Here is a 21,722-nt window from a genome sequence, read left to right on the forward strand (position 1 = left end):
ATCAGCGAATCTTCAACGTGGCTAGCCCCATCAAGACCAGCACGACCGTGATAATCCAGAAACGCACGATCACGCGCGGCTCGGGCCAGCCCTTGAGTTCGAAGTGATGATGAAGGGGCGCCATGCGAAAAATACGTCGCCCCGTCAGCTTGTAGGAGCCCACCTGCAACATGACCGAGACGGTTTCCATCACGAATACCCCGCCCATGATGAACAGCACGATTTCCTGACGCACGATGACGGCCACCACCCCGAGCGCGGCGCCTAGGGCCAACGCCCCGACATCGCCCATGAATACCTGCGCCGGATAGGTATTGAACCACAGGAAGCCTAGCCCCGCTCCGGCGATGGTACCGCAGAACACGGCGAGCTCGCCGGCCCCCGGCACCAGAGGGATATGCAGGTATTGTGCGAAGACGGTGTTACCGCTTGCGTAAGCGAAGATCGCCAGCCCCATGGCAACGAGCACGGTCGGCATGATCGCTAGGCCGTCGAGCCCATCGGTCAAGTTGACCGCATTGGAGCTGCCCACGATGACGAAATAGGTCAAGACGATGTAGAAAAGCCCTAGCGGTACCACGACATCCTTGAACAATGGCACGATCAGGCTGACCTCAACGGGGCTGGCCGCCGTGAGATACAAGATGACCGCCGCGCCGAGGCCAATGGCCGATTGCCAGAAGTACTTCCAGCGTGCTGGCAAGCCGCGTGGATTTTTCTCCACGACCTTGCGGTAATCGTCGACCCAACCGATGGCACCGAAACCAAGCGTCACGGCCAACACCAACCAGACGTAGTGGTTGGTCAGGTCTCCCCAGAGCAGGGTGCTGATGGCGATGGCGATGAGAATCATCGCCCCGCCCATGGTCGGCGTACCAGCCTTGGAAAGATGCGATTGCGGCCCATCGTCGCGCACCGCTTGGCCGATCTGACGTTCGACCAGACGCTTGATGACCTGAGGCCCCAACCACAGGCACAGCATGAGGGCGGTCAGCGTGCCCAGGATCACGCGCAGGGTCAGGTAATTGAAAACGTTGAAGGCGCTTTGGTAATTCGCCAATAAGTCAGCCAGGAAAAGCAGCATGAGTCGCGTTCACCTTGGTGCATCCGTGCGCAGTTCGGCAATCAAGCGTTCCATACCGGCACTGCGCGACCCCTTGACCAGCACACTGGCCCCAGAGGGAAGATGGTCGCGGGCATAACGCACAAGCGTCGCCCAATCATCGAAATGACACGCCGAATCGCCGAATGCCGCCACCGCAGCGCGGGCATCGGCACCGAACGTGCCGAGAAAGTCGATCTTCAGTTCCCGCGCAGCGCGGCCCAAGTCAGCATGCAAGCGCTCGCTATCGCGGCCCAGCTCCCCCATGGCGCCCAGGAAGCACCAGCGGGGCGCGGGCATATCGGCCAACACCGTCAGGGCCGCATGGACCGCACCGGGGTTGGCATTGTAGGTATCATCCAGCAGGCGCGAACCACGCAGCCCCGGCACACACGCCATACGGCCCGCCATTGCCTTGCAGGCCTCGAGCCCGGCGACAACATCGGCGCCCGAAACGCCCAGCGCCCATGCTGCTGCCGCACTGGCCAGCGCATTAAGCACATTATGGCGCCCCAATAAAGCCAACTGGATCCGGCCCAATGGCTCGCCATCCACAGATAACGTGAAAGCATAACGCCCGGCATCGTCACAGGCTAGCGCCTGGGCACGCACCCGCGCCGTGGCATCGAGCCCGAAATCGAACACTTCAGCCTCGCCGGCCAGTTCCCGCCACAGTGGAAAAAACCGGTCGTCGCGATTGAGCACGGCGGCGCCAGAGGCCGACAATCCCTGAAGGATTTCCGCCTTGGCCTGGGCGATCTGGCCAAGACCACCGAACTCACCGATATGCGCCCCCGTGACATTGGTAATCACCGCCACATCGGGACGCGCCAGCGCCGACGTCCAGGCGATCTCGCCCAAGTGATTGGCCCCCACCTCGACGACCGCGCGGCGGTACTCTGGCGATAACGCCAGTAACGTCTGCGGCACGCCGATATCATTGTTGAGGTTGTCGCGCGTGGCGAGGGTCGGCTGCGAACGTGACAAGATCGACGCGAGCATTTCCTTGACCGTGGTCTTGCCGCTATTACCAGTGACCGCGACCACTTCTCCCGACCAGGCGCGCCGACGAACGCGCCCCAGCATACCTAGTGCCAGACGCGTGTCGGCGACTTCGATCTGGGGCAAGGGAGTCGCCATGGGACGCGATACGATCGCCCCGACCGCTCCCTTGGTGCGTGCCTCTTCCAAGAAATCATGGCCATCGAAGCGCTCGCCGACCAAGGCCAAGAAGACGTCGCCCGGTACGATTCGACGCGTATCGCTCACCACCTGCACCGCCTCGGCGTCTACCTCGGGGGGAGGTGCCCCCAGCCAACCCGCGATGTCGCGTAGCGTCGTCGCGCTCATGCCTCATGCTCCCGACGTCGCTCAAGCGCGGCCTGCACCACCTCGACATCGCTGAACGGATAACGCCGGCCGTCGATATCTTGATAGGTTTCATGCCCTTTGCCGGCGATCAGCACGATGTCGTCCGCATTGGCGTCCTGCAAGGTACGCTCGATCGCCTCGCCACGTCCCGCCACGCATTGCGTGCGAGCCTGGCCAGTACTCGAGAGCCCCTCCACGATCTCGCCACGAATCGATGCCGCCGGCTCGCCCCGTGGGTTGTCGTCGGTGATCACCAGGCGGTCGGCCAGCGCCTCGGCAGCTTGCGCCATCAGCGGGCGCTTGCCACGATCACGATCGCCGCCGCACCCAAAAACGCACCATAGCTTGGCCCCCTCTTGAGCGGGGACATGCGCACGTAACGCGTCAAGAGCGTTGCTCAGCGCCTCCGGCGTATGCGCATAGTCGACCACCACCGTCGGCGCACCATCCGCGACCAGACGCTGCATGCGCCCAGGCACCGGCGCAAGCTGCGCGGCGGCGTCGAACAACGCAGCCAAGTCGCATCCCAGACCATAGAGCGTCGCCATCGCCAAGAGCACGTTGTCGAGATTGAAACGCCCCAGCAGCGACAGCTCCAATTCACGCTCACCCTCCGGCGTCGCGATCAAGGCACGCTGCCCGAGCGCATGCGGAAACCAGTCGATGACACGCAAGGTAGTGGCTTCATCGCACCCCGTGGCGAGCACACGCACACTCTTGGGAAGGCCAGCCAGCATCAATGGCGCCAAGCGATCATCGCCATTGACCACCGCCAGCGACAACTCACGATGCTTGAACAGGCGTGCCTTGGCCGCCGCGTAGGCCGCCATGCTGCCGTGATAATCGAGATGATCGCGGCTGATATTGGTGAACACCGCCGCACGGAACCGGCACCCGACCACACGCCCTTGCTCGAGCGCATGCGATGAGACCTCCATGGCGACGCGCTCGACACCCTGCGCGCCCAGACTTCCCAATGACGCCTGAAGCGCCAACGGCCCCGGCGTCGTCAATGCGCCGGGCTCGAGCCGCCCCGGACGTCCAACGCCCAAGGTACCGATCACCGCCGTCGCCGTACCCAGCGATTCCGACAGCGCAGCCATATAATGGGTGACCGAACTCTTGCCGTTGGTGCCGGTTACGCCAATCAGCTCCAGCGTCTCGGGGACACAGAACAGATAACGCCCCAACTCGCCGAGGCGCCCGCGCAGACCTGGCACGCCAAACACGCGCGCATCCTGTTCGGGAATATCTTCCGACATGGCGTCCGTATCGTAGAGGACCGCGTCCGCGCCGGACGCCAGCGCCTGCTCGATAAAGGCGCGCCCATCGGCATGTGCTCCCGCCACGGCCACGAACAGCACGCCAGGGCCCGCTTCACGACTGTCGAGCGTCACCACGCAAGTGGATAGCGCAGGACGCCAGCCATCGAGCAGCGCGGTCGTGGCATGCGATGGCCAGAGCAACGCCAGGGTATCCGCCAAACGTTGCGTATCGATTTCCATCACTCGGAAGTCTCCTGTTTATCGGGGGGCACATCGAGAAGACGCAGCGCCTTGCCCACCACACGGCCAAAGACCGGTGCCGCCACCAGACCACCGTAATACTCGTCTCCCTTGGGATTGTCGATCATCACCACCGTCACGATGCGCGGGTCGGAAACCGGCGCAATACCCGCAAACAGGCCACGATAGGCTTTTTGCTGATAGCCCCCAGCGGTCACCTTGCGAACCGTACCGGTCTTGCCCGCTATGCGGTACCCCTCCACCATCGCACGTGAGCCACCGGCATCGGGCTGAACGATCTTCTCCAGCATGCCCAGTAACTCATGCGCAATCGTCGGTGACATGACCTGTTCACCGATCGGAGCCGAGGTGCGCTTCAACAACGAGGGATGCAGACGTCGCCCGTCGTTGGCGATCGCGGTGTACGCACTGGCAAGCTGCAAAGGCGTCAGCGCGACCCCATAGCCATAAGCCATGGACGCCTGAGCACTGCGCGACAAGCCACTCAAGGGCGGTAGACTGCCGCTGCCTTCACCCGGAAAACCGGTCCCCGGGGCTTGCCCCAGCCCCAGCCTTTGGTATTGCTTCCAGATAGTGTCCTTATCCAGCTTCAAGGCGATATGGGACATCCCGATATTGGACGAATGCAGCAGAATCCCCCCGGGGGTAAGCTTGCCGTAATTGCGAAAGTCGCTGATCGTATATCCATCGATGACCATCCATCCCGGCGAGGTGTCGATGACCGTATCGGGGCTGATCTTGTCCGTCGCCAGCGCCGCCGACATTGCCAAAGGCTTCATGACCGACCCCGGCTCGATAGCGTCGGTCACCGCCTGGTTGCGCAAGCCATTGACGTCGATCGAAGTGCGATTGTTGGGGTTATAGGATGGAAGGTTGGCCATCGCCAGGACTTCGCCACTTCGCGCATCCATCATCACTAGGGAGCCACCGTCGGCATCATGAGCGTCGACGGATTTCTGCAATTCACGGTACGCCATGTACTGCAAGCGCAGGTCGATCGATAGCGTCAGATCGCCTCCCGGCTTGGCATCCTTGAGCAAGTGTAGATCGCGCACCAGGCGGCCCTTGCGGTCCTTGAGCACACGCCGCTTGCCAGGCTGGCCACTGAGATAATCGTCGTAGGCCAGCTCCAAGCCTTCCTGGCCATGGTCGTCGACATTGGTGACACCCACCAATTGCGCGGCGACATCGCCAGAGGGGTAATAACGCTTGTACTCGTCCTTGGCGTAAACGCCGGGTATATCGAGCTCGCGGGCGGGCTTTGCCGCTTCCGGTGTCATGCGCCGCCGCAGATACATGAACTCATGCTCGGAATAACGCTCGACACGCGCTTCGAGCGTATCGGGGTCCATCTTCAAGGCGCGCGCGAGCGTCTCCAGTTGGGTCGGGTCGGAAGGCAGTTCCTGGGGATTGGCCCATAGCGTCACTACCGGCGTGGAGATCGCCAGCGGGTCGCCGTTGCGGTCGGAAATCATTCCACGGTGCGCATTGATCGGCTCGACGCGCAGCGTGCGCGCATCCCCCTGGTTCTGCAGAAAGTCTCGGTCGATGACATTGAGATAGGCAATACGCCCGACCAGAGCACTCAGACCGATGATCACGATGCCCAGCAAGAAAAAGTAACGTCCACGGCCCATCGGCCCGTTATTCGGCGAACGGCGCCTCGTGGTGGATCGACGCTCGCGACTCATGGACGAATGACCTCGACGTCATCGACGTCGGGCACGCGCATCTCCAGGCGTTCGACGGCCATATCCTCGACCCGTGCCGGCGCCGACCAGGTGCTCTCTTCAAGAAGCAGCCGTCCCCAGACGGTCTGCAAGCTATCACGCTCGCTTTCCAGCTCTTGAAAACGCGCATACTGCACACGCGTCAGGTGGGTGCTGGCAATGGACGCCAACGAGCTGATCAGCATCACGCCAATCAGAATCAGCAGGATGACATGGCGCCAACGCAAGCGACTGGCGAACGGCCAGCCGATCTTGAGCGTGGTGTTTCGTCCTTGAGCCGCCATCACGAACCTCAGTCGAGTTTCTGGGCCACGCGCATCACGGCACTGCGCGCGCGAGGATTGAGGGCCACCTCGCACTCCCCGGGACGGCTCGCCTTGCCGACCATGGCTAGGCGTCGATTCAACTGCGTATCGCGAATCGGGAAGTCGCGTGGCAGGTGCGTATCGCCACGTGCCTGGTCACGAATGAAGCGTTTGACCAGCCGATCCTCCAGGGAGTGGAAACTGATCACCACTAAACGCCCACCCGGCGCCAGCGCCTCGAGTGCGGCGGCGAGCGCGGCCTCGAGCTGCTCGAGCTCGCCGTTGATATGAATGCGAATCGCCTGAAACACTCGCGTCGCGGGGTGTTTGCCTTTTTCCCAGGCCGGGTGCGCGGCCTTGACGAGCTCCGCCAGGTCTTCGGTATGCGTGATCGGTCGCTCGGCGCGGCGCGCGATGATCGCTTTGGCAATGCGGCGCGCGAAGCGCTCCTCACCATAACGTTTGAAGACATCGCTCATTTCGCGCTCAGCGACACGAGCCAACCAGTCGGCGGCACTTTCTCCCTGGGTAGGGTCCATACGCATGTCGAGCGGGCCATCGCGCAAGAAACTGAAGCCACGCGAAGGATCGTCAAGCTGTGGCGATGAAACACCGACATCCAATAACACACCCCCTAAGCGACCGTGCAGCGCATGGTCGCGGGCGATGCCATCCAGCTCGGCGAAGCGGCCGTATTGAAGAGAGAAGCGCGGGTCATCCAGCGCGGCGCCTTCAGCAAGCGCCGCCGGGTCGCGATCAATAGCCAACAGGCGTCCTTGTGGAGATAGCCGTTCGAGGATCGCGCGGGAATGCCCACCGCGACCGAAGGTGCCGTCCAGATAGCAGCCGTCGGGGTCGGTGATCAGTGCGTCTACCGCACCGTCGAGCAACACACTCGCGTGTCGGTAATCAACCGCCCGACCATCAACAGCACTCGGCGTATCGGAAAGCGGGTCCTTCTCGGGATTGTCACGATGCTGCATGAATCACTCGGGCATTGGGGCCTGCCGCCGCTGTATCGGGCCGCCCGAAGGCAGACGTCGCGGCATGACGCGCACAGACCCGGAGATCTGAAATTCGAATGGGAGCCAGCCTATAAGCCGGGTTCTGTCGAGGACAGCCATTCCTCTAGGGGCCGCGTCACCACGGCCCTCAAGCAACCTACCCGAACCCAGCGCGGGCCACGCCTTTGGGTTCCTATTTGGTCTTGCTCCGGGTGGGGTTTACCTTGCCACGCACTGTTACCAGGCGCGCGGTGCGCTCTTACCGCACCCTTTCACCCTTACCGGCGGGCCAAAGCCCGCTTAGGCGGTCTACTCTCTGCTGCACTTTCCGTCGACTCACGCCGCCCAGGAGTTACCTGGCACCCTGCCCTATGGAGCCCGGACTTTCCTCCCCCACGCAATACGCAGCGGCGACTGTCCGGCCGGCTCCCAAGCGCGCAAGAATAACAGCCCCTCGCAGGCCCCTCAAGCGCCCAAACTCCGCAAGGGCACATTGTTATGCACCGCTGTCCTTGAGGGCCTGTGCACATTGGTACCAATATTTTTTGCGCCCCCCGAGACGGCTGGCCACAACCGTCGCCGCGGCCTTGACGCCGACGCCTTCGGCGAGCATCGCTGCCAGCCATGCCTCGCCTTCGGCCAGGGCTTGTGTCTCGTCATCCCGAGGCTCAGCGCCTGCCACCATGATCACGAATTCGCCGCGCGCCTGATTAGGGTCTTCGCGCATGCGCGCCAACAATGTCTCGGCATCGGCATCGAGAAATGTTTCGAACGTCTTGGTCAACTCCCGCGCCAGAACCACGCGCCGCGTACCAAATAGTGCTGCGATATCCTGAAGTGTCGCCTGAATGCGATGCGGCGACTCGTAATAGACGAGGGTTTCTTCGCGCTCGAGCGCAGCCGTGAGGCGCTGACGTCGCGCGCCTCCCTTGGCGGGTAGAAACCCCTCGAAGAGAAAACGATCCGTCGCCAAACCGGCCGCCGACAACGCCGCGACCAGCGCACAGGCCCCGGGCACCGGGATGACTCGATGGCCGCTCGCACGCAGCTCCCGCACCACCACGAAGCCAGGATCGGAGATCAGCGGCGTCCCTGCATCGCTGATCAACGCCACATCCTGACCGGAGGCCAGCGCATCGCGCAGCGCCGTCACCCGCGATGCTTCATTGTGCTCATGCAGCGAAACCAACGGCTTGTCGATTCCCAGATGACGCAACAAGCGTGCACTGTGCCGCGTATCCTCCGCAGCCACCCAGGATACCTCACCGAGCAGACGGGCCGCGCGAGGACTCAGATCCTCGAGATTCCCAATCGGCGTGGCGACCACGTACAATGCCCCTTCACATCCTTCGCTCATTCGTTAATATCCCGGTTGCGACGCTCTATTGGATAACTTGCGTCGTGTCATGTCGCCAGCGCCACGCACCATTGGATCATGCGGCCGGCGCCAGTCTCAGCATGCGTCAGACATAATCCGGAACAGGGAACCGTCCGAGTCACACCGCCATAAAGGAATGACATCATGCCCAAATCGTTGCGCAGCCTGTTCGGGTTCGCCTTGATCGCCCTACTACTCGCCGGGTGCGCCAGCGGCCCGGGGCCCAGCGATACACGACCCGCCATGCAAGGCCTCAGCGCCGGTGAACTGCTCGATAAGGCCCAAGGCCAATCCGCTACGCAGGCAGCACAGAGCAGGCTCCAAGCGGCCCATATCCTAACACGGCAAGGCGAGGACGAGCAGGCGCTTGACGTCGCCCGCGACCTCGATGCGTCGCAACTAACGCGCGAGGATCGCATCGATCGCGCTCTTCTCATCTCCGATCTCAGCCTGCGCAAGGAAGATGGCCGAAGCGCTCTGGCAGCCACGCAGATACTCGGCGATATCGATGACATGCCACGCGACGCACAGCAGACATTACGCCATCGTCGCGGCCTGGCCCTGACACTGGTGGGCGAATCGCGTGCGGCGGCGGAATCCCTGATCGGCCTGCAACGCGACGAGGCCCCTTTCGAACTCAACGACGACATCTGGACACCACTGTCGCGGTTGAGCGAGGCCACACTCGACCGTATGGAGGATCAAGGCGGCTCTCTCACTCAAGGCTGGGTCGAGCTCGCACGGCTATATCGCCAAAGTGGCGGTGACATGTCCCGCCTCACCGACGCACTGGACGATTGGCGCTCGGATTACGCCAACCATCCCGCTGCCCGCCGCCTGCCTAGTGACCTCTCTGCACTGAAGGACCTGCGCGGCAACGACGTCAAGCACATTGCCATCTTCCTCCCGGAGTCCGGCCCGCTGGCGAACGTGGCCAAAGCGATCAAGAAAGGCATCGAGACACGCCACACGGTTGCCCTCAACCAGGGCGAACAGACACCACAACTGACGTACTACGACAGTAGCGCGGGAAATCTCGCGGCCCTTTACGCACAAGCCACCATGGACGGTGCACAGGTCGTGCTCGGACCGCTCAACAAGGATCTGGTATCGCAACTCGAGCAGCGCGATGATGTCGCTCTGCCGACGCTGGCCCTCAACTACGGCGAACACGACCGCAATCAAGCGGACGAACTATTCCAATACGGACTATCGGCCGAGGACGAGGCGCGTCAAGCCGCCAAGCGTGCACGCATGGATGGCCATCACGAGGCGGCCGCGCTGATTCCCGACAACGCATGGGGCGAACGCGTCTTCAAGGCTTTCCGTACGCACTGGGAAGAACGGGATGGCGAGCTCGATGCCGTCGTGCATTATGACCCCAAGGGCCCCGTCAGCGAGGCGACGAAACGCCTGCTGAACGCCGACGGCAAACGTAGTGGAAACGAGGATATCGATATGCTCTTCCTCGTGGCATTGCCTAGCTATGCACGCCAAGTACCACCTACGCTGGACTATTACTACGCAGGCGACCTCCCCGTCTACGCGACGTCCCAGGTTTATGGCGGCCAACCCCAACCGCGCGCCGACCATGACCTCAACGATGTGATGTTCATGGATATCCCCTGGCTGATACCGGACGCCGCGGCCGGCGGCGAAGAAGCGTTGCCGTTTTACTCCACCTATCGCGAACTCGACGCCCAAGATGATCCTAGTCTGCTCAAGCTCAATGCCATGGGCGTCGACGCCTACGAACTAGCACGTCGTCTACCTCTGATTCAGGCACTACACTCGCTGGAAGTCTTCGGTGCCACCGGAACGCTTCAGGCACGCGACGACGGACGGATTCAGCGCACATTGCCCTGGGCTCAGTTCCAGTCAGGCGTGCCCGCGCCACTACTGACCGGTGGGTCCGACCTGGACATCGACAATGTCACGCTCGACCCATGACCCACGGCGGCGCGGCCTTGAGATGGAGCGTCGCGCCGCCGACTGGCTGACCACGCATGGTTTGCAGTTGGTGGATACCAACCAGCATGCCAGGCGCGGCGAGATCGATCTCGTCATGCGCGACGGCGAGACACTGGTATTCATCGAGGTGAGGCACCGCACCCATACCAGCCATGGTCACCCCCTCGAGACCGTGACCGCCGCCAAGCAGCGTCGCCTGGTCAGCGCGGCACGTTTTTATCTCCATCGCAACGGGCTATCATGTATGTGTCGTTTCGACGTCGTAGGCGTCACCGGCACGCCACCCAACGTGTCGTTCGAGTGGATTCGTTCGGCATTCGACGCCTTTTGACCCAAGCAAGGCCTCTATCCATGGATTTTCAATCACGTATACTCGGCCACTTCAACGCCAGCATCGATGCCAAGACCTATGCCAGCGAGGTCCTGCCGGCCTTCATCGAAGTTGCCAGCCAGATGATGGTTCAATGCCTCGTCAGCGAAGGTAAGATTCTGGCCTGTGGCAATGGCGGTAGCGCCGGCGACAGTCAGCACTTCTCTTCCGAGCTACTCAATCGCTTCGAGCGCGAGCGCCCCAGCCTGCCGGCACTGGCTCTGACGACCGATACCTCGACACTTACCTCGATTGCCAATGACTACAGCTATAACGAGATTTTCTCCAAGCAGATACGCGCCTTGGGTCAGCCCGGCGACGTGTTGCTGGCAATCTCCACGAGTGGTAACTCGGCCAACGTAGTCCAGGCCATTCAGGCCGCACATGATCGCGACATGCATATCGTGGCATTGACGGGTCGCGATGGCGGCGACATGGCATCACTGCTTGGACAAGACGACTGCGAAATTCGCGTCCCCTCGACCTCTACGGCGCGCATTCAGGAAGTGCATTTGCTCGCAATACATTGCCTATGCGATCTCATCGATCAACAACTGTTTGGCAGCACCGAATAAGGAATTCGTCATGACACGACAGGTTATTCTTCCACTACTCCTTGGTATCACGCTAGCGCTAGCCGGCTGCGCCTCACCTTTCACCGACAACCAAGGCGGTGAAAACTATGGCAAGCGCACTCCCGGCATGAAGGTGGAAGACGAAAGCATCCAGAACAAGATTTCCGACAATCTTACCAACACTGACGCACGCTTTCGCGATGCACATCTCAACATCGACAGTTACAACGGCATGGTACTTCTCACCGGCCAAGTAGCGAGCGACGAGCTCAAGAAAAAAGCCGGCAACGTAGCCGAGCAAGTACGGCAGGTGCGTCGCGTTCACAACGAACTGGAAGTCGCCGCCAACTCCCCCATCGGTCAGCGCATGACGGATACTTGGATCACCGGACGGATCAAGGCAAGCCTCGCGACCGACGAGCGCATCGACGGCAGCCGAATCCGGGTAATCACCGAAAACAGCACGGTCTATCTAATGGGCATGGTAACCCACCAGGAAGCAGATATCGTGACCAACATCGCTTCACAAGTGGGTGGCATTCAGCGGATCGTCAGAGTCTTCGAATATCTGAATTGAGCACCTAGCAGGGTCAAAAGACCCTGCTTTCACTTCACGACACGTAGGGATGGGCGCCCCTTGGTACGCCGGGCGTCGTCACTGTCACTCTCGGTTCCACTGGCTTCTTCATCGTCCTGCGCCTCGACGCTTTCCAGCGCAGGGCGATCGTCATCGTCCTTCGGCTGGGTGCCGTTACCCTCGCTCGTTTCGGCTTCCGGCATGACCGGCTCATGGCCAAAGACCATACCGACCCCATTCTCACGCGCATAAAGCGCGATCAAGGCCTCCATGGGCACGACGACCTCCATCGGCTGGCCGGAAAAGCGCGCTCCGAAGGTCACGGCGGCATTCTCGATATACAAATCACGTACTGCGGAAGGCGCAATATTGAGGACAATTTGTCCGTTTTGCACAGACTGACGAGGTACGTTCACACCTTCACGCTCGGCATCAACAACGATATACGGCGTATGTCCGTTGTCCAGCAACCACTCATAGAGTGCGCGGGCCAAGTAAGGGCGACTGGAAAGCATAGACAACTTCCTCTTTCGGTTCGCGGCGACGGTTCATTAGCGCTGCATACTCATGCCTGGCAACGCTAAGTGCGCATTTCCTTCTCTGCCTCCAGCAGGGAAGCCTTGAAGGCATCACGACTGAAGAGACGCTCCATGTAGCTCATCAGCGGCTGGACTTGCTTTTCCGGCAACTCAACGCCCAGCGACGGTAGCCGCCAGAGAATCGGTGCGATGCAGCAATCCACCAGCGAAAACTCGTCGCTCATGAAGAACGGCATGTCTTCAAAGATCGGTGAAATCCCTGTGATGCTTTCGCGCAGCTCCTTGCGTGCCTTCTCGGCATCTTTCTTGCTACCCTGCTGAATCGTTTCGACCAACGGGCACCACTCGCGTTCGATGCGATGCATCCACAAACGACTCTGCGCACGCGCCACGGGATAGACCGGCAACAGCGGCGGATGCGGAAAGCGCTCGTCCAGGTATTCCATCATGACCTTGGACTCGTAAAGCACCAGATCACGATCCAACAGGGTAGGCACGCTGTTGTACGGGTTGAGATCGGCAAGCTCTTCAGGGCGATTATCATCGTTAACCTCAATGACATCGACGGCCACCCCTTTTTCCGCCAACACGATACGTACGCGATGGCTATAATGGTCATCGCTGCCAGAATAAAAGGTCATCGACGACCGCTTGGCCACTACACCCATGAAACATTCCTCGCTTCAGTTCGAACCCAGATGATAACACGTTAACAGGGGGGCACGAATGCCACCCGCCGCCACTCATTAAGCGTGCCAGGAGGGTAGATAAGCTCATACCCCCACACAAGCGCCCCCTATCGTGTGCGTCACGCAAAAAGGCCCGGACAACAGGTCCGGGCCTTTGCGTAGCGCGCACCGATGGGTGCGAAGCGCTGCGTCTTAACGCTTGGAGAACTGCGGACGACGACGCGCCTTGCGCAGACCGATCTTCTTACGCTCGACCTGACGGGCGTCACGCGTCACGTAGCCTGCATCACGCAGCGGACGACGGAAATCTTCATTGTAGGCGAGCAAGGCACGCGTAATGCCGTGACGAATCGCCCCCGCCTGCGCAGAGCCGCCGCCACCGCTCACGGTGACATAGACGTCGAACTGGCCAGTGGTTTCAGTCAATTCGAACGGCTGACGAACGACCATCTCACCGGTGACACGACCGAAATAGTCGTGCAAGTCACGGTTGTTGACGGCGATTTTGCCAGTGCCCGGCTTCAAAAACACCCGAGCTGTGGAAGTCTTGCGGCGCCCGGTACCGTAATACTGCTGTGTCATGGCGAAGAATCCCTTAAAGGTTCAGTTCAAGCGGCTGCTGCGCGGCATGCGGATGCTCGGCACCAGCATACACCTTGAGCTTGGAGTACATGGCGCGGCCCAATGGCCCCTTCGGCAGCATGCCCTTGACCGCAGATTCGATAACGCGCTCAGGCGCATGGTCGATCAATTTCTCGAAGGACATGGAGCGCAGACCGCCCGGATATCCGGTATGACGGTAATAATTCTTGGCTTGCGCCTTATTGCCAGTGACACGCACTTTTTCGGCATTGACGACGACGATGTAATCGCCAGTGTCGACGTGCGGCGTGTATTCCGGCTTGTGCTTGCCGCGCAAACGGCGAGCGATCTCGGTGGCCAGGCGGCCGAGCGTCTTGTCAGTCGCATCGACGACATACCAGTCGCGTGTGACGGACTGTGGCTTAGCACTGAACGTCTTCATGGGTGAATCACCAATTGCTTGTGTGGACGTCACGCGTATAAGGGCGTGATCAGCCAATCCCTATTTTTCTTGGTTGCCGCGCCCCGCAAGACGGACAACGTTAGAGCGAGCGCGCATTGTACATGACGTTTCTCCGGCCACAAAGCCCGATTTACGCTTTGCAGCAGCCCTCACGGCTTGTGCGGCAACGCCAGATATTCCTTGGATTGCATTTCCTGCAAGCGAGACAGTGTCCGCTCGAACTCGAATTCTAACTGGCCATGCGTGTAAAGCGACTCAATGGCCACCTCGGCGGACAGCAGCAGCTTGACCCCACGATCGTAGAACTCGTCGACCAGGTTAATGAATCGCCGCGCCAAGTCTTCCGTCGCCCCGCTCATCTGGGGCACATTGGAGACGAGAACCGTATGAAACTCGCGGGACAACTCGATGTAGTCGTTCTGGCTCCGCGGACCATCGCATAGCGTCTCGAACTCGAACCATACGACATCCTCATGCAGACGACGAGGCTGCAGGACACGATGGTTAACGTCGATCTCGGCATCCCTCTCGCCTTCGGCGCCGGCAATGGCATGGAAGCTTTCTCCCAGTGCGCTGTCGGCGGCTTCGCCCCATGGATGATAGAAGATCTTCACTTGTTCTAGCGCCCTCAAACGATAATCGATTCCCGAGTCGACATTGACCACTTCGCAGTGACGCTTGAGCAAGTCGATAGCAGGGATAAAACGCGCACGCTGCAGACCATTCTTGTAGAGATCGTCGGGCACGATATTGGAAGTCGTGACCAACACCACCCCCTGCGCAAACAACGCCTCAAGCAGATTGGCGAGAATCATCGCATCGGTAATGTCTTTGACGAAGAACTCATCGAGGCAGATCACCCTGGCTTCGGCGGCGAACTTGGCCGCAATCAGCGTCAGCGGGTTTCTCTCCCCCTTGTAATGCGTCAACTCATTGTGCACACGTTGCATGAAGCGGTGGAAATGCGTGCGCATCTTATCGGCGAACGGCAAGGTTTCGTAGAACGTATCCACCAAGTACGTCTTACCGCGCCCCACGCCTCCCCAGAAATACAGCCCCAAAATCGCTGGCGGCGCTTCGAAGGGAGAAGGTGCGGACTTCTTGCCGAAGAGCTTGGCAACCTTGGACTTGAGGCCATCATCACTTGCCGATGGTGCGCTCGACGATTGGCGTGGCGCGTTTACCAACTCATCATAGAGCCGCTGCAAGTGCTTAACGGCCTCTTCCTGCTCGGGATCGTACTCGAAATCGTCGCGCTTCAAGTCCTGGCGATACTTTTCCAGGGGCGTACGTGCGTCCACGGACGGCGGCATGGTGGCACTCATGGGGGCGAAACACACCTCGGCTGAACGATGAAAGCTGCCATTATACGCGTCATCACGACACTTGCATGGACACGCGCGGCATGGTGCCACACTTTCGGGTTTGACCCGCTGCGCCAAGACACCGATATAATAGCCATGCTTGGTATGCCATCGCATCGCAACCGCATGCCCCGTGACGATCAAGGAGAGCATTGTGAACGAGAGCAACATCGACTGGATCCTAGCCATCGCGTGCTTTCTGGCAGGCATTGGCATCGGTGCCCTCGGCTACCATCTGCTGAACGCCAACGTGGCCCGCAACCAGAAGGTTCGTCAACGCCTGGCAGAGGCAGAACTGGAACTCAGCCAAGTAAAGGATGCACTGAACGACCATTTCGCTAAGGCTTCTGAGCTGGTCAACAGCATCCAGCGTCAGAGCCATGAGCTTGAGCAGCAGTTATCTCAAGGTGCTGACCGTCTCGTCGACGACCTGCAGCTCAAGCGTCGCTTGCACCCGCACCAGGAGGGTGAGACGCAAGAAGAAGGCGCCGGGCCACCCCAGATGCCACGCGACTACGCTGAGGGCACTCAGGGCACACTCTCGGAAGACTATGGCCTCGAACCACGCAAACAGCGCGTCACCGAAGAAGAGACAACGCCGCCGCGCTACTGAGATTAGAATCTGCCAGGCAACCTTCTTGGACGCCCCTCACGCTTGCCACAATACCTAGGCGCCGGCCACTCTCAATGCTCGGCGCCTTCTTGTTTCGGAACCGCTCAGGCGGGGTTGTCGATATCCACGAAACGATGCGTTATGTCGAAACGTGACGCCAGCCAATCCCCCAAAGCCCTGACGCCATCACGCTCGGTGGCGTGATGGCCGGCCGCTACATAGGTCACGCCCATTTCCCGCGCCATATGCGTGGTGCGCTCGGAAATTTCTCCCGAAATGAAGGCATCGACACCCGCCTCGGCCGCCAGCGGCAACATATCCTGTGCTCCGCCGGTGCACCACGCGACACGCTTGATCGACCGAGCGTGTCCCGCTATGACCAAGGGCTCACGCCCCAATCGTCGTTCTACATGTGCAGCGAATGCGGCATGATCCATCGGCGACGACATATTCCCATGCCATAAGAGGCCCCGCCCGAGCGCACCATCGAGACAGCCTGACGGCGTGAGGTCGAGCCGCTTGGCGAGCTGCACATTATTGCCCAACGTCGCGTGTGCATCCAACGGCAGGTGATATGCCAACAGATTGATATCATGCGCCATCAACGTGGCCAGGCGACGGCGCTTCATCCCCGTGACCGCTACCGGTTCGTTCTTCCAAAAATAACCATGATGGACGAGCACCAGATCCGCTTTCCAGGCCACAGCTTCATCGAGCAATGCTTGGTTGGCGGTGACGCCACTCATCACGCGCGCCACCGTGTCACGCCCTTCCACTTGCAGGCCATTGAGGGTGTAGTCCTTGAAGTCGCCGCACTGCAATTCGGACTCAATAGCGGCGATCAATTCTTGTCGAGCACTCATGGGCGGCTCCAGACAGCTTAGGGAAGCAATGTTACACTCGGCACCATTGTAACGGCTGCCCCACTGGGCAGCGACTGTCCGCTCGCCGACAAGGAATCGTACATGCGTCGCTCACTGATGTCGCTCGTCTGGCCCATCATCAGTGGCATCCTGCTCGCCATCGTGCTGCTCAACGCCTTCCCCCAGCTGATGGGCGAGCGCACCGCCGACGATGCCGCCACGCCAGTGCCCGATACCAGCGCCGTGCGCGCCATCGCTGAACGTGCCGATACCGCCGAACACGCGCCGGAAGTCATCGAGGCGGCGCCCCTGAACAGATCTAAAGGCCCCGCGAGCTACGCCAGTGCCGTGAACAAGGCAGCCCCTGCCGTCGTCAACATCTATTCGTCGCGGATGGTCGAGCGTAGCGAGCACCCACTGATGTCCGACCCTTTTTTCCAGCAATTCTTCGGCAAGGACATGCCGCAACGTCAGCGCATGCTCTCTAGCCTGGGTTCGGGGGTCATCGTCAGCGCCGAAGGGTACGTACTGACCAACAATCATGTCATACGCGATGCCGATGAGATTCAGGTCGCCCTGCGCGACGGTCGTGAAACACTTGCCAAGGTCGTGGGCACAGACCCCGAGAGCGACCTGGCGGTACTCAAGATTCCCAGCGAAGATCTTCCCGTCATCCAGCTCACTGACTCCGAGCAGGTCGCCATCGGCGATGTCAGCCTCGCGATCGGCAACCCCTTTGGAGTCGGGCAAACCGTCACCATGGGCATCATCAGTGCCACGGGGCGTAACCATCTCGGTCTGAATGCTTACGAAGACTTCATCCAGACCGATGCCGCCATCAACCCCGGCAACTCCGGTGGGGCACTGGTCAATGCAGAGGGCGCACTCGTGGGGATCAATACTGCGATCTTCTCACGTTCGGGAGGCTCACAAGGCATCGGGTTCGCCATCCCCGCCAACCTGGCTCACCAAGTACTCGATCAGATCGTCGCCCATGGCCGCGTCATTCGTGGCTGGGCATCGATGTTCAGGCGATGACCCCCGATCTAGCCTCATCATTCGGCCTCAAGACCCTGACAGGCGTAGTCATCGCCAGCGTCGTACCCGACGGCCCAGGCGATAAGGCCGGCCTGCAGCCGGGGGACGTGCTCATGTCCATCAACGGCGAGCCTATCGTCGATGCCCGCGAGGCCATGGCCGATATCGCCGAGATTTCCCCCGGCACACAGCTCCCCATTACCATCGTGCGTGATGGAGAAAAACGCGAGATCACACTGACGGCAGGCGAACGCCCCGAAGCGTCAGAATCTGAGGTACAGTAAGCCAACGCAACATGCCCCACCGGCGCGCCGATGGGGCATGAGAGGGCTGACCAACCGTCGTCAGGTATCGCCGAGACGATTCTCCGCCGAACGCGCATGCGCCGTCAGCGACTCCCCTCTCGCCAGCACCGAGGCGGTGCGCCCCAGAGTGGCCGCGCCTTCCGGCGAGCAATGAATCAGCGACGAGCGTTTCTGAAAATCGTAAACGCCCAAGGGCGAGGAGAAACGCGCAGTACCTGATGTCGGCAACACGTGATTGGGGCCGGCGCAGTAATCGCCCAGCGCTTCCGCCGTGTAACGCCCCATGAAGATGGCCCCAGCGTGACGCACGCCTTCTGCCATCGCCTCAGGGTCGCCAACCGATAGTTCAAGGTGTTCGGGCGCAATGCGGTTGATGATCGTCAGCGCCTCATCACGATCACGGCATTGGATCAAGGCACCGCGTGACGCCAACGACTCACGAATGATCGCCTCGCGTTCCATGGTCGGCAGCAAACGCTCGATGGCGGCGTGAACCGCATCGAGATGGGCTGCGTCCCAGCCCACGAGAATTGCCTGAGCATCCTCGTCGTGCTCGGCCTGCGAGAACAGATCCATCGCCAGCCACTCGGGGTCCGTCTCGCCATCGGTTACGACCAGAATCTCGGAAGGCCCCGCGATCATGTCGATTCCCACCTGCCCGAACACCGCGCGCTTGGCCGTCGCCACGTAGATATTGCCGGGACCAACGACCTTGTCCACGCGGGGGATGCTCTGAGTACCATACGCTAGAGCCGCCACGGCCTGAGCGCCTCCCACGGTGAAGACATAATCGACGCCCGCCAGATGCGCAGCCGCCAGAACGAGGTCATTGAGCACCCCGTCAGGCGTGGGCACTACCATGACGATTTCGCATACACCGGCAACATGTGCGGGGATGGCGTTCATCAGTACCGAGGACGGATACGCGGCCTTTCCGCCCGGCACGTAGATACCCGCACGGTCCAACGGCGTGACCTTCTGGCCCAGTACACTGCCATCGGCCTCGGTGTACTGCCAGGACTCAGGTTTCTGACGCTGGTGGTAGAGACGAATGCGCTCGGCGGCGTGCGCCAGTGCCTCACGCTGTGCATCCGGCAAGCCCTCATAGGCCTCGCGCAACCGCGCCGCATCCAGCGTCAACTCACTCATGTCACGCGCCTGCATGCGATCCAGGCGATTGGTGTATTCGACCACTGCGGCGTCGCCTCGCGAACGCACGGCATCGATGATCTCCTCGACGCGTTCGGCCACCTGCTTGTCGGAGACACCTTCCCACGCCAGCAACGCTGTCAGACGTGTATCGAAATCGTCTTGTGTGGTGCTCAGACGCGCCACATTCACGGCATTGTCAGTCATCTCGCCCTCTCGTATTCTTACGCCTGCGTCTCACCGCGCCGCGACTCGACCGCGCGCCCCAGGCGCTCGATCAGCGGCTTGAGCCGCTCATGCTTCATGGTCATCGAGGCCTTGTTGACTACCAGCCGCGAACTGACCTCGTCGATCAATTCGCGCGGCTCCATGCCATTGGCACGCAAGGTATTACCGGTATCGACGATATCGACGATCTCATCGGCCAGATTCATCAAAGGCGCCAGCTCCATGGCCCCGTAGAGCTTGATCACCTCGGCCTGGATCCCCTGTCGCGCATAGTAACGACGCGCAACATTGACGAACTTAGTGGCTACCCGACGCCGCGCATGAGTCGGCTGCGCCCCGACGACACCAGCCGTCATCAACTTGCAGCGCGATATTTCCAGATCCAGAGGCTCATACAACCCTTCGGCCCCGTGCTCGAGCAAGGTATCCTTGCCCGCCACGCCGACATCGGCGGCTCCGAGTTGCACATACGTCGGCACATCGACGGCGCGAATCACGACCAACTTGACATCGGGAAGGTTGGTATCGAACAGCAACTTGCGGCTCTTGCCGAAATCTTCCGCCGGCTCTACGCCCGCATCAGCCAACAGCGGGAGCGTTTCTTCCAATATACGCCCTTTGGACAGGGCCAGAATCAGTTGCTTTGACATGATGTTGGCACGTCTATTGAACTTGGCGTTCCGCCAGCATGGCGGAACGGGAGAATGAAACCGCCGATCAACCCGGCACGCGGCGAATCTTGGCACCGAGCAATTGCAGTTTCTCCTCGATGCATTCGTAGCCGCGGTCGATATGATAGATGCGATCCACCTGCGTTTCGCCTTCCGCCATCATGGCCGCAATGACCAGGCTCGCCGACGCCCGCAAGTCGGTGGCCATCACCGGGGCACCAGAAAGATGTTTGACGCCCGTGATCACCGCAGCGTTACCTTCCAACGCGATCCGCGCCCCCATGCGGTTGAGCTCCTGCACATGCATGAAGCGGTTTTCGAAGATCGTCTCGACGACGGTCCCCGAGCCTTCAGCGACACAGTTGAGTGCAACGAATTGGGCCTGCATGTCAGTGGGAAACGCGGGGTAAGGCGCAGTGCGCACATTGACCGCCCGTGGACGCCGCCCCCGCATATCGAGCTCCAGCCAGCCATCGCCCACCTCAACCCGAGCTCCGGCTTCGTCCAGCTTGGCGAGCACGGCCTCCAGCGTATCGGCACGTGTGTTACGTACCCGGACGCGGCCACTCGTCGCCGCGGCTGCCACCAGGAAAGTGCCCGTTTCGATACGATCCGGCATGACATCGTAATGGCACCCATGCAGACGCGGCACGCCCTCGATCACGATCGTATCCGTGCCGTGGCCACGAATGCGAGCGCCCATCGCGATCAGGCACTCGGCAAGATCCACCACTTCCGGCTCGCGAGCCGCATTCTCGAGTACCGTGGTGCCCTCGGCCAGCGTCGCGGCCATCAGCAGGTTTTCGGTGCCGGTCACGGTCACGGTGTCGAAGAAGATCGTGGCGCCCTTGAGGCGGCCGGCGCACCGCGCTTGCACGTAGCCACCATCGACATGGATCTCTGCGCCCATGGCCTCGAGACCGCGCAAGTGCAAGTCGACGGGGCGCGACCCGATCGCACAGCCGCCCGGCAAGGACACATCGGCCGTACCGAAGTGAGCCAGCAAGGGGCCGAGCACGAGAATCGAAGCGCGCATCTTCTTGACCAGCTCGTAGGGCGCGTGGCAATGCGTTACCTGGGAACCGTCAAGCTGAATACTCATCTTGTCGCCCATCACCGGCTCGACGCCCATGCGTCCCAGCAGCTCCAGCGTGGTGGTGATATCCTGCAAATGTGGCAGGTTGCCGATAGTCACCGGCTCGTCGGCCAACAGGGTCGCCGCCAAAATCGGCAAGGCGGAATTCTTGGCGCCACTCGCCCACACTTCTCCGTCGAGCGGCCCATTACCGGTAATGATCAATTTGTCCAT

Annotated in this window: 21 protein-coding genes, 1 other RNA gene and 1 pseudogene; 6 read left to right on the forward strand and 17 right to left on the reverse strand. The window is 60.9% G+C overall.

What is annotated here, in order from left to right:
- Position 1: 1 nt before the first annotated feature.
- From mraY to rsmI, 8 genes are all read right to left on the reverse strand, one after another.
- On the reverse strand, positions 2-1,084 hold the full coding sequence (mraY, locus tag SR908_RS01870; RefSeq protein ID WP_246922926.1) for a phospho-N-acetylmuramoyl-pentapeptide-transferase: 1,083 nt from the start codon (positions 1,082-1,084) through the stop codon (positions 2-4).
- A 9-nt stretch (positions 1,085-1,093) separates the two neighbouring features.
- On the reverse strand, positions 1,094-2,452 hold the full coding sequence (locus SR908_RS01875; protein WP_246922942.1) for a UDP-N-acetylmuramoyl-tripeptide--D-alanyl-D-alanine ligase: 1,359 nt from the start codon (positions 2,450-2,452) through the stop codon (positions 1,094-1,096).
- Positions 2,449-3,978 carry a UDP-N-acetylmuramoyl-L-alanyl-D-glutamate--2,6-diaminopimelate ligase gene (locus SR908_RS01880; RefSeq protein WP_246922945.1) on the reverse strand — a complete coding sequence of 510 codons (1,530 nt, stop codon included), beginning with the start codon at positions 3,976-3,978 and terminating at the stop codon, positions 2,449-2,451. Before SR908_RS01880 ends, SR908_RS01875 begins: the two co-directional genes overlap by 4 nt.
- On the reverse strand, positions 3,978-5,690 hold the full coding sequence (locus tag SR908_RS01885; protein ID WP_246922948.1) for a peptidoglycan D,D-transpeptidase FtsI family protein: 1,713 nt from the start codon (positions 5,688-5,690) through the stop codon (positions 3,978-3,980). The genes SR908_RS01880 and SR908_RS01885 overlap by 1 nt, the downstream gene beginning before the upstream one ends.
- Complete coding sequence (ftsL, locus tag SR908_RS01890; RefSeq protein ID WP_246922951.1) at positions 5,687-6,013, reverse strand: cell division protein FtsL; 327 nt, start codon at positions 6,011-6,013, stop codon at positions 5,687-5,689. Before ftsL ends, SR908_RS01885 begins: the two co-directional genes overlap by 4 nt.
- 8 nt (positions 6,014-6,021) lie before the next feature.
- Positions 6,022-7,017, reverse strand: coding sequence for a 16S rRNA (cytosine(1402)-N(4))-methyltransferase RsmH (gene rsmH / locus SR908_RS01895; protein WP_246922954.1), 996 nt, complete (start codon positions 7,015-7,017; stop codon positions 6,022-6,024).
- Positions 7,018-7,114: 97 nt separating this feature from the next.
- Positions 7,115-7,468, reverse strand: an RNA gene (gene rnpB, locus SR908_RS01900) — RNase P RNA component class A.
- 66 nt (positions 7,469-7,534) lie between these two features.
- Positions 7,535-8,395 (reverse strand): 16S rRNA (cytidine(1402)-2'-O)-methyltransferase, encoded by an 861-nt coding sequence (gene rsmI / locus SR908_RS01905; protein ID WP_246922957.1) that lies wholly within the window; start codon positions 8,393-8,395, stop codon positions 7,535-7,537.
- Positions 8,396-8,560: 165 nt separating this feature from the next.
- On the opposite strand from rsmI, the gene SR908_RS01910 reads away from it, so the two are divergent.
- The 4 genes from SR908_RS01910 to SR908_RS01925 are packed head-to-tail and all read left to right on the forward strand — an operon-like array spanning position 8,561 to position 11,909.
- Entirely contained in the window at positions 8,561-10,366 is a 1,806-nt protein-coding gene (locus tag SR908_RS01910; RefSeq protein WP_246922961.1) for a penicillin-binding protein activator, read from the forward strand.
- Positions 10,347-10,718: a YraN family protein gene (locus SR908_RS01915; RefSeq protein WP_246922964.1), complete on the forward strand. Its 372-nt coding sequence runs from the start codon at positions 10,347-10,349 to the stop codon at positions 10,716-10,718. Before SR908_RS01910 ends, SR908_RS01915 begins: the two co-directional genes overlap by 20 nt.
- Positions 10,719-10,738: 20 nt before the next feature.
- Positions 10,739-11,332, forward strand: coding sequence for a phosphoheptose isomerase (locus SR908_RS01920; protein ID WP_040241789.1), 594 nt, complete (start codon positions 10,739-10,741; stop codon positions 11,330-11,332).
- Between the two features lie 10 nt (positions 11,333-11,342).
- Entirely contained in the window at positions 11,343-11,909 is a 567-nt protein-coding gene (locus tag SR908_RS01925; protein ID WP_246922967.1) for a BON domain-containing protein, read from the forward strand.
- A gap of 29 nt (positions 11,910-11,938) precedes the next feature.
- Here the strand turns inward: SR908_RS01925 and SR908_RS01930 are convergent, their stop codons facing one another.
- From SR908_RS01930 to zapE, 5 genes are all read right to left on the reverse strand, one after another.
- Positions 11,939-12,424: a ClpXP protease specificity-enhancing factor gene (locus tag SR908_RS01930; protein ID WP_246922970.1), complete on the reverse strand. Its 486-nt coding sequence runs from the start codon at positions 12,422-12,424 to the stop codon at positions 11,939-11,941.
- A gap of 65 nt (positions 12,425-12,489) precedes the next feature.
- On the reverse strand, positions 12,490-13,116 hold the full coding sequence (gene sspA, locus SR908_RS01935) for a stringent starvation protein SspA (RefSeq protein WP_246922982.1): 627 nt from the start codon (positions 13,114-13,116) through the stop codon (positions 12,490-12,492).
- 213 nt (positions 13,117-13,329) lie between these two features.
- A complete protein-coding gene (gene rpsI, locus SR908_RS01940) occupies positions 13,330-13,719 on the reverse strand; it encodes a 30S ribosomal protein S9 (protein ID WP_040241799.1) in 390 nt (129 codons plus the stop codon).
- A 13-nt stretch (positions 13,720-13,732) separates the two neighbouring features.
- Entirely contained in the window at positions 13,733-14,161 is a 429-nt protein-coding gene (gene rplM, locus SR908_RS01945) for a 50S ribosomal protein L13 (protein ID WP_011507504.1), read from the reverse strand.
- A gap of 170 nt (positions 14,162-14,331) precedes the next feature.
- Complete coding sequence (zapE, locus tag SR908_RS01950; protein ID WP_246922996.1) at positions 14,332-15,507, reverse strand: cell division protein ZapE; 1,176 nt, start codon at positions 15,505-15,507, stop codon at positions 14,332-14,334.
- Positions 15,508-15,700: 193 nt separating this feature from the next.
- Between zapE and SR908_RS01955 the strand changes: the two genes are divergently transcribed.
- Positions 15,701-16,159 carry a YhcB family protein gene (locus SR908_RS01955; protein WP_246923000.1) on the forward strand — a complete coding sequence of 153 codons (459 nt, stop codon included), beginning with the start codon at positions 15,701-15,703 and terminating at the stop codon, positions 16,157-16,159.
- Positions 16,160-16,263: 104 nt separating this feature from the next.
- On the opposite strand, the gene SR908_RS01960 is transcribed toward SR908_RS01955, so the two are convergent.
- Complete coding sequence (locus tag SR908_RS01960; protein ID WP_246923003.1) at positions 16,264-17,022, reverse strand: Nif3-like dinuclear metal center hexameric protein; 759 nt, start codon at positions 17,020-17,022, stop codon at positions 16,264-16,266.
- Between the two features lie 102 nt (positions 17,023-17,124).
- Between SR908_RS01960 and SR908_RS01965 the strand changes: the two are divergent.
- Positions 17,125-18,344 (forward strand): annotated as a pseudogene (locus tag SR908_RS01965) (Do family serine endopeptidase).
- 60 nt (positions 18,345-18,404) lie between these two features.
- Here the strand turns inward: SR908_RS01965 and hisD are convergent.
- The 3 genes from hisD to murA form a co-directional block, all read right to left on the reverse strand.
- Positions 18,405-19,721: a histidinol dehydrogenase gene (gene hisD / locus SR908_RS01970; RefSeq protein ID WP_246923005.1), complete on the reverse strand. Its 1,317-nt coding sequence runs from the start codon at positions 19,719-19,721 to the stop codon at positions 18,405-18,407.
- 17 nt (positions 19,722-19,738) lie between these two features.
- Positions 19,739-20,392: an ATP phosphoribosyltransferase gene (gene hisG / locus SR908_RS01975; RefSeq protein WP_246894231.1), complete on the reverse strand. Its 654-nt coding sequence runs from the start codon at positions 20,390-20,392 to the stop codon at positions 19,739-19,741.
- A gap of 67 nt (positions 20,393-20,459) precedes the next feature.
- Entirely contained in the window at positions 20,460-21,722 is a 1,263-nt protein-coding gene (gene murA, locus SR908_RS01980; RefSeq protein ID WP_246923008.1) for a UDP-N-acetylglucosamine 1-carboxyvinyltransferase, read from the reverse strand.

Origin of the sequence: Chromohalobacter canadensis, from assembly GCF_034479555.1 — a bacterium.
Taxonomy (GTDB): domain Bacteria; phylum Pseudomonadota; class Gammaproteobacteria; order Pseudomonadales; family Halomonadaceae; genus Chromohalobacter; species Chromohalobacter canadensis.

Bases quoted from the DNA above. Each gene is read 5' to 3' on its own strand.
- mraY (WP_246922926.1), bottom strand. From the start codon at position 1,084: ATGCTGCTTTTCCTGGCTGACTTATTGGCGAATTACCAAAGCGCCTTC.
- SR908_RS01875 (WP_246922942.1), bottom strand. From the start codon at position 2,452: ATGAGCGCGACGACGCTACGCGACATCGCGGGTTGGCTGGGGGCACCT.
- SR908_RS01880 (WP_246922945.1), bottom strand. From the start codon at position 3,978: ATGGAAATCGATACGCAACGTTTGGCGGATACCCTGGCGTTGCTCTGG.
- SR908_RS01885 (WP_246922948.1), bottom strand. From the start codon at position 5,690: ATGAGTCGCGAGCGTCGATCCACCACGAGGCGCCGTTCGCCGAATAAC.
- ftsL (WP_246922951.1), bottom strand. From the start codon at position 6,013: ATGGCGGCTCAAGGACGAAACACCACGCTCAAGATCGGCTGGCCGTTC.
- rsmH (WP_246922954.1), bottom strand. From the start codon at position 7,017: ATGCAGCATCGTGACAATCCCGAGAAGGACCCGCTTTCCGATACGCCG.
- rsmI (WP_246922957.1), bottom strand. From the start codon at position 8,395: ATGAGCGAAGGATGTGAAGGGGCATTGTACGTGGTCGCCACGCCGATT.
- SR908_RS01910 (WP_246922961.1), top strand. From the start codon at position 8,561: ATGCCCAAATCGTTGCGCAGCCTGTTCGGGTTCGCCTTGATCGCCCTA.
- SR908_RS01915 (WP_246922964.1), top strand. From the start codon at position 10,347: ATGTCACGCTCGACCCATGACCCACGGCGGCGCGGCCTTGAGATGGAG.
- SR908_RS01920 (WP_040241789.1), top strand. From the start codon at position 10,739: ATGGATTTTCAATCACGTATACTCGGCCACTTCAACGCCAGCATCGAT.
- SR908_RS01925 (WP_246922967.1), top strand. From the start codon at position 11,343: ATGACACGACAGGTTATTCTTCCACTACTCCTTGGTATCACGCTAGCG.
- SR908_RS01930 (WP_246922970.1), bottom strand. From the start codon at position 12,424: ATGCTTTCCAGTCGCCCTTACTTGGCCCGCGCACTCTATGAGTGGTTG.
- sspA (WP_246922982.1), bottom strand. From the start codon at position 13,116: ATGGGTGTAGTGGCCAAGCGGTCGTCGATGACCTTTTATTCTGGCAGC.
- rpsI (WP_040241799.1), bottom strand. From the start codon at position 13,719: ATGACACAGCAGTATTACGGTACCGGGCGCCGCAAGACTTCCACAGCT.
- rplM (WP_011507504.1), bottom strand. From the start codon at position 14,161: ATGAAGACGTTCAGTGCTAAGCCACAGTCCGTCACACGCGACTGGTAT.
- zapE (WP_246922996.1), bottom strand. From the start codon at position 15,507: ATGAGTGCCACCATGCCGCCGTCCGTGGACGCACGTACGCCCCTGGAA.
- SR908_RS01960 (WP_246923003.1), bottom strand. From the start codon at position 17,022: ATGAGTGCTCGACAAGAATTGATCGCCGCTATTGAGTCCGAATTGCAG.
- hisD (WP_246923005.1), bottom strand. From the start codon at position 19,721: ATGACTGACAATGCCGTGAATGTGGCGCGTCTGAGCACCACACAAGAC.
- hisG (WP_246894231.1), bottom strand. From the start codon at position 20,392: ATGTCAAAGCAACTGATTCTGGCCCTGTCCAAAGGGCGTATATTGGAA.
- murA (WP_246923008.1), bottom strand. From the start codon at position 21,722: ATGGACAAATTGATCATTACCGGTAATGGGCCGCTCGACGGAGAAGTG.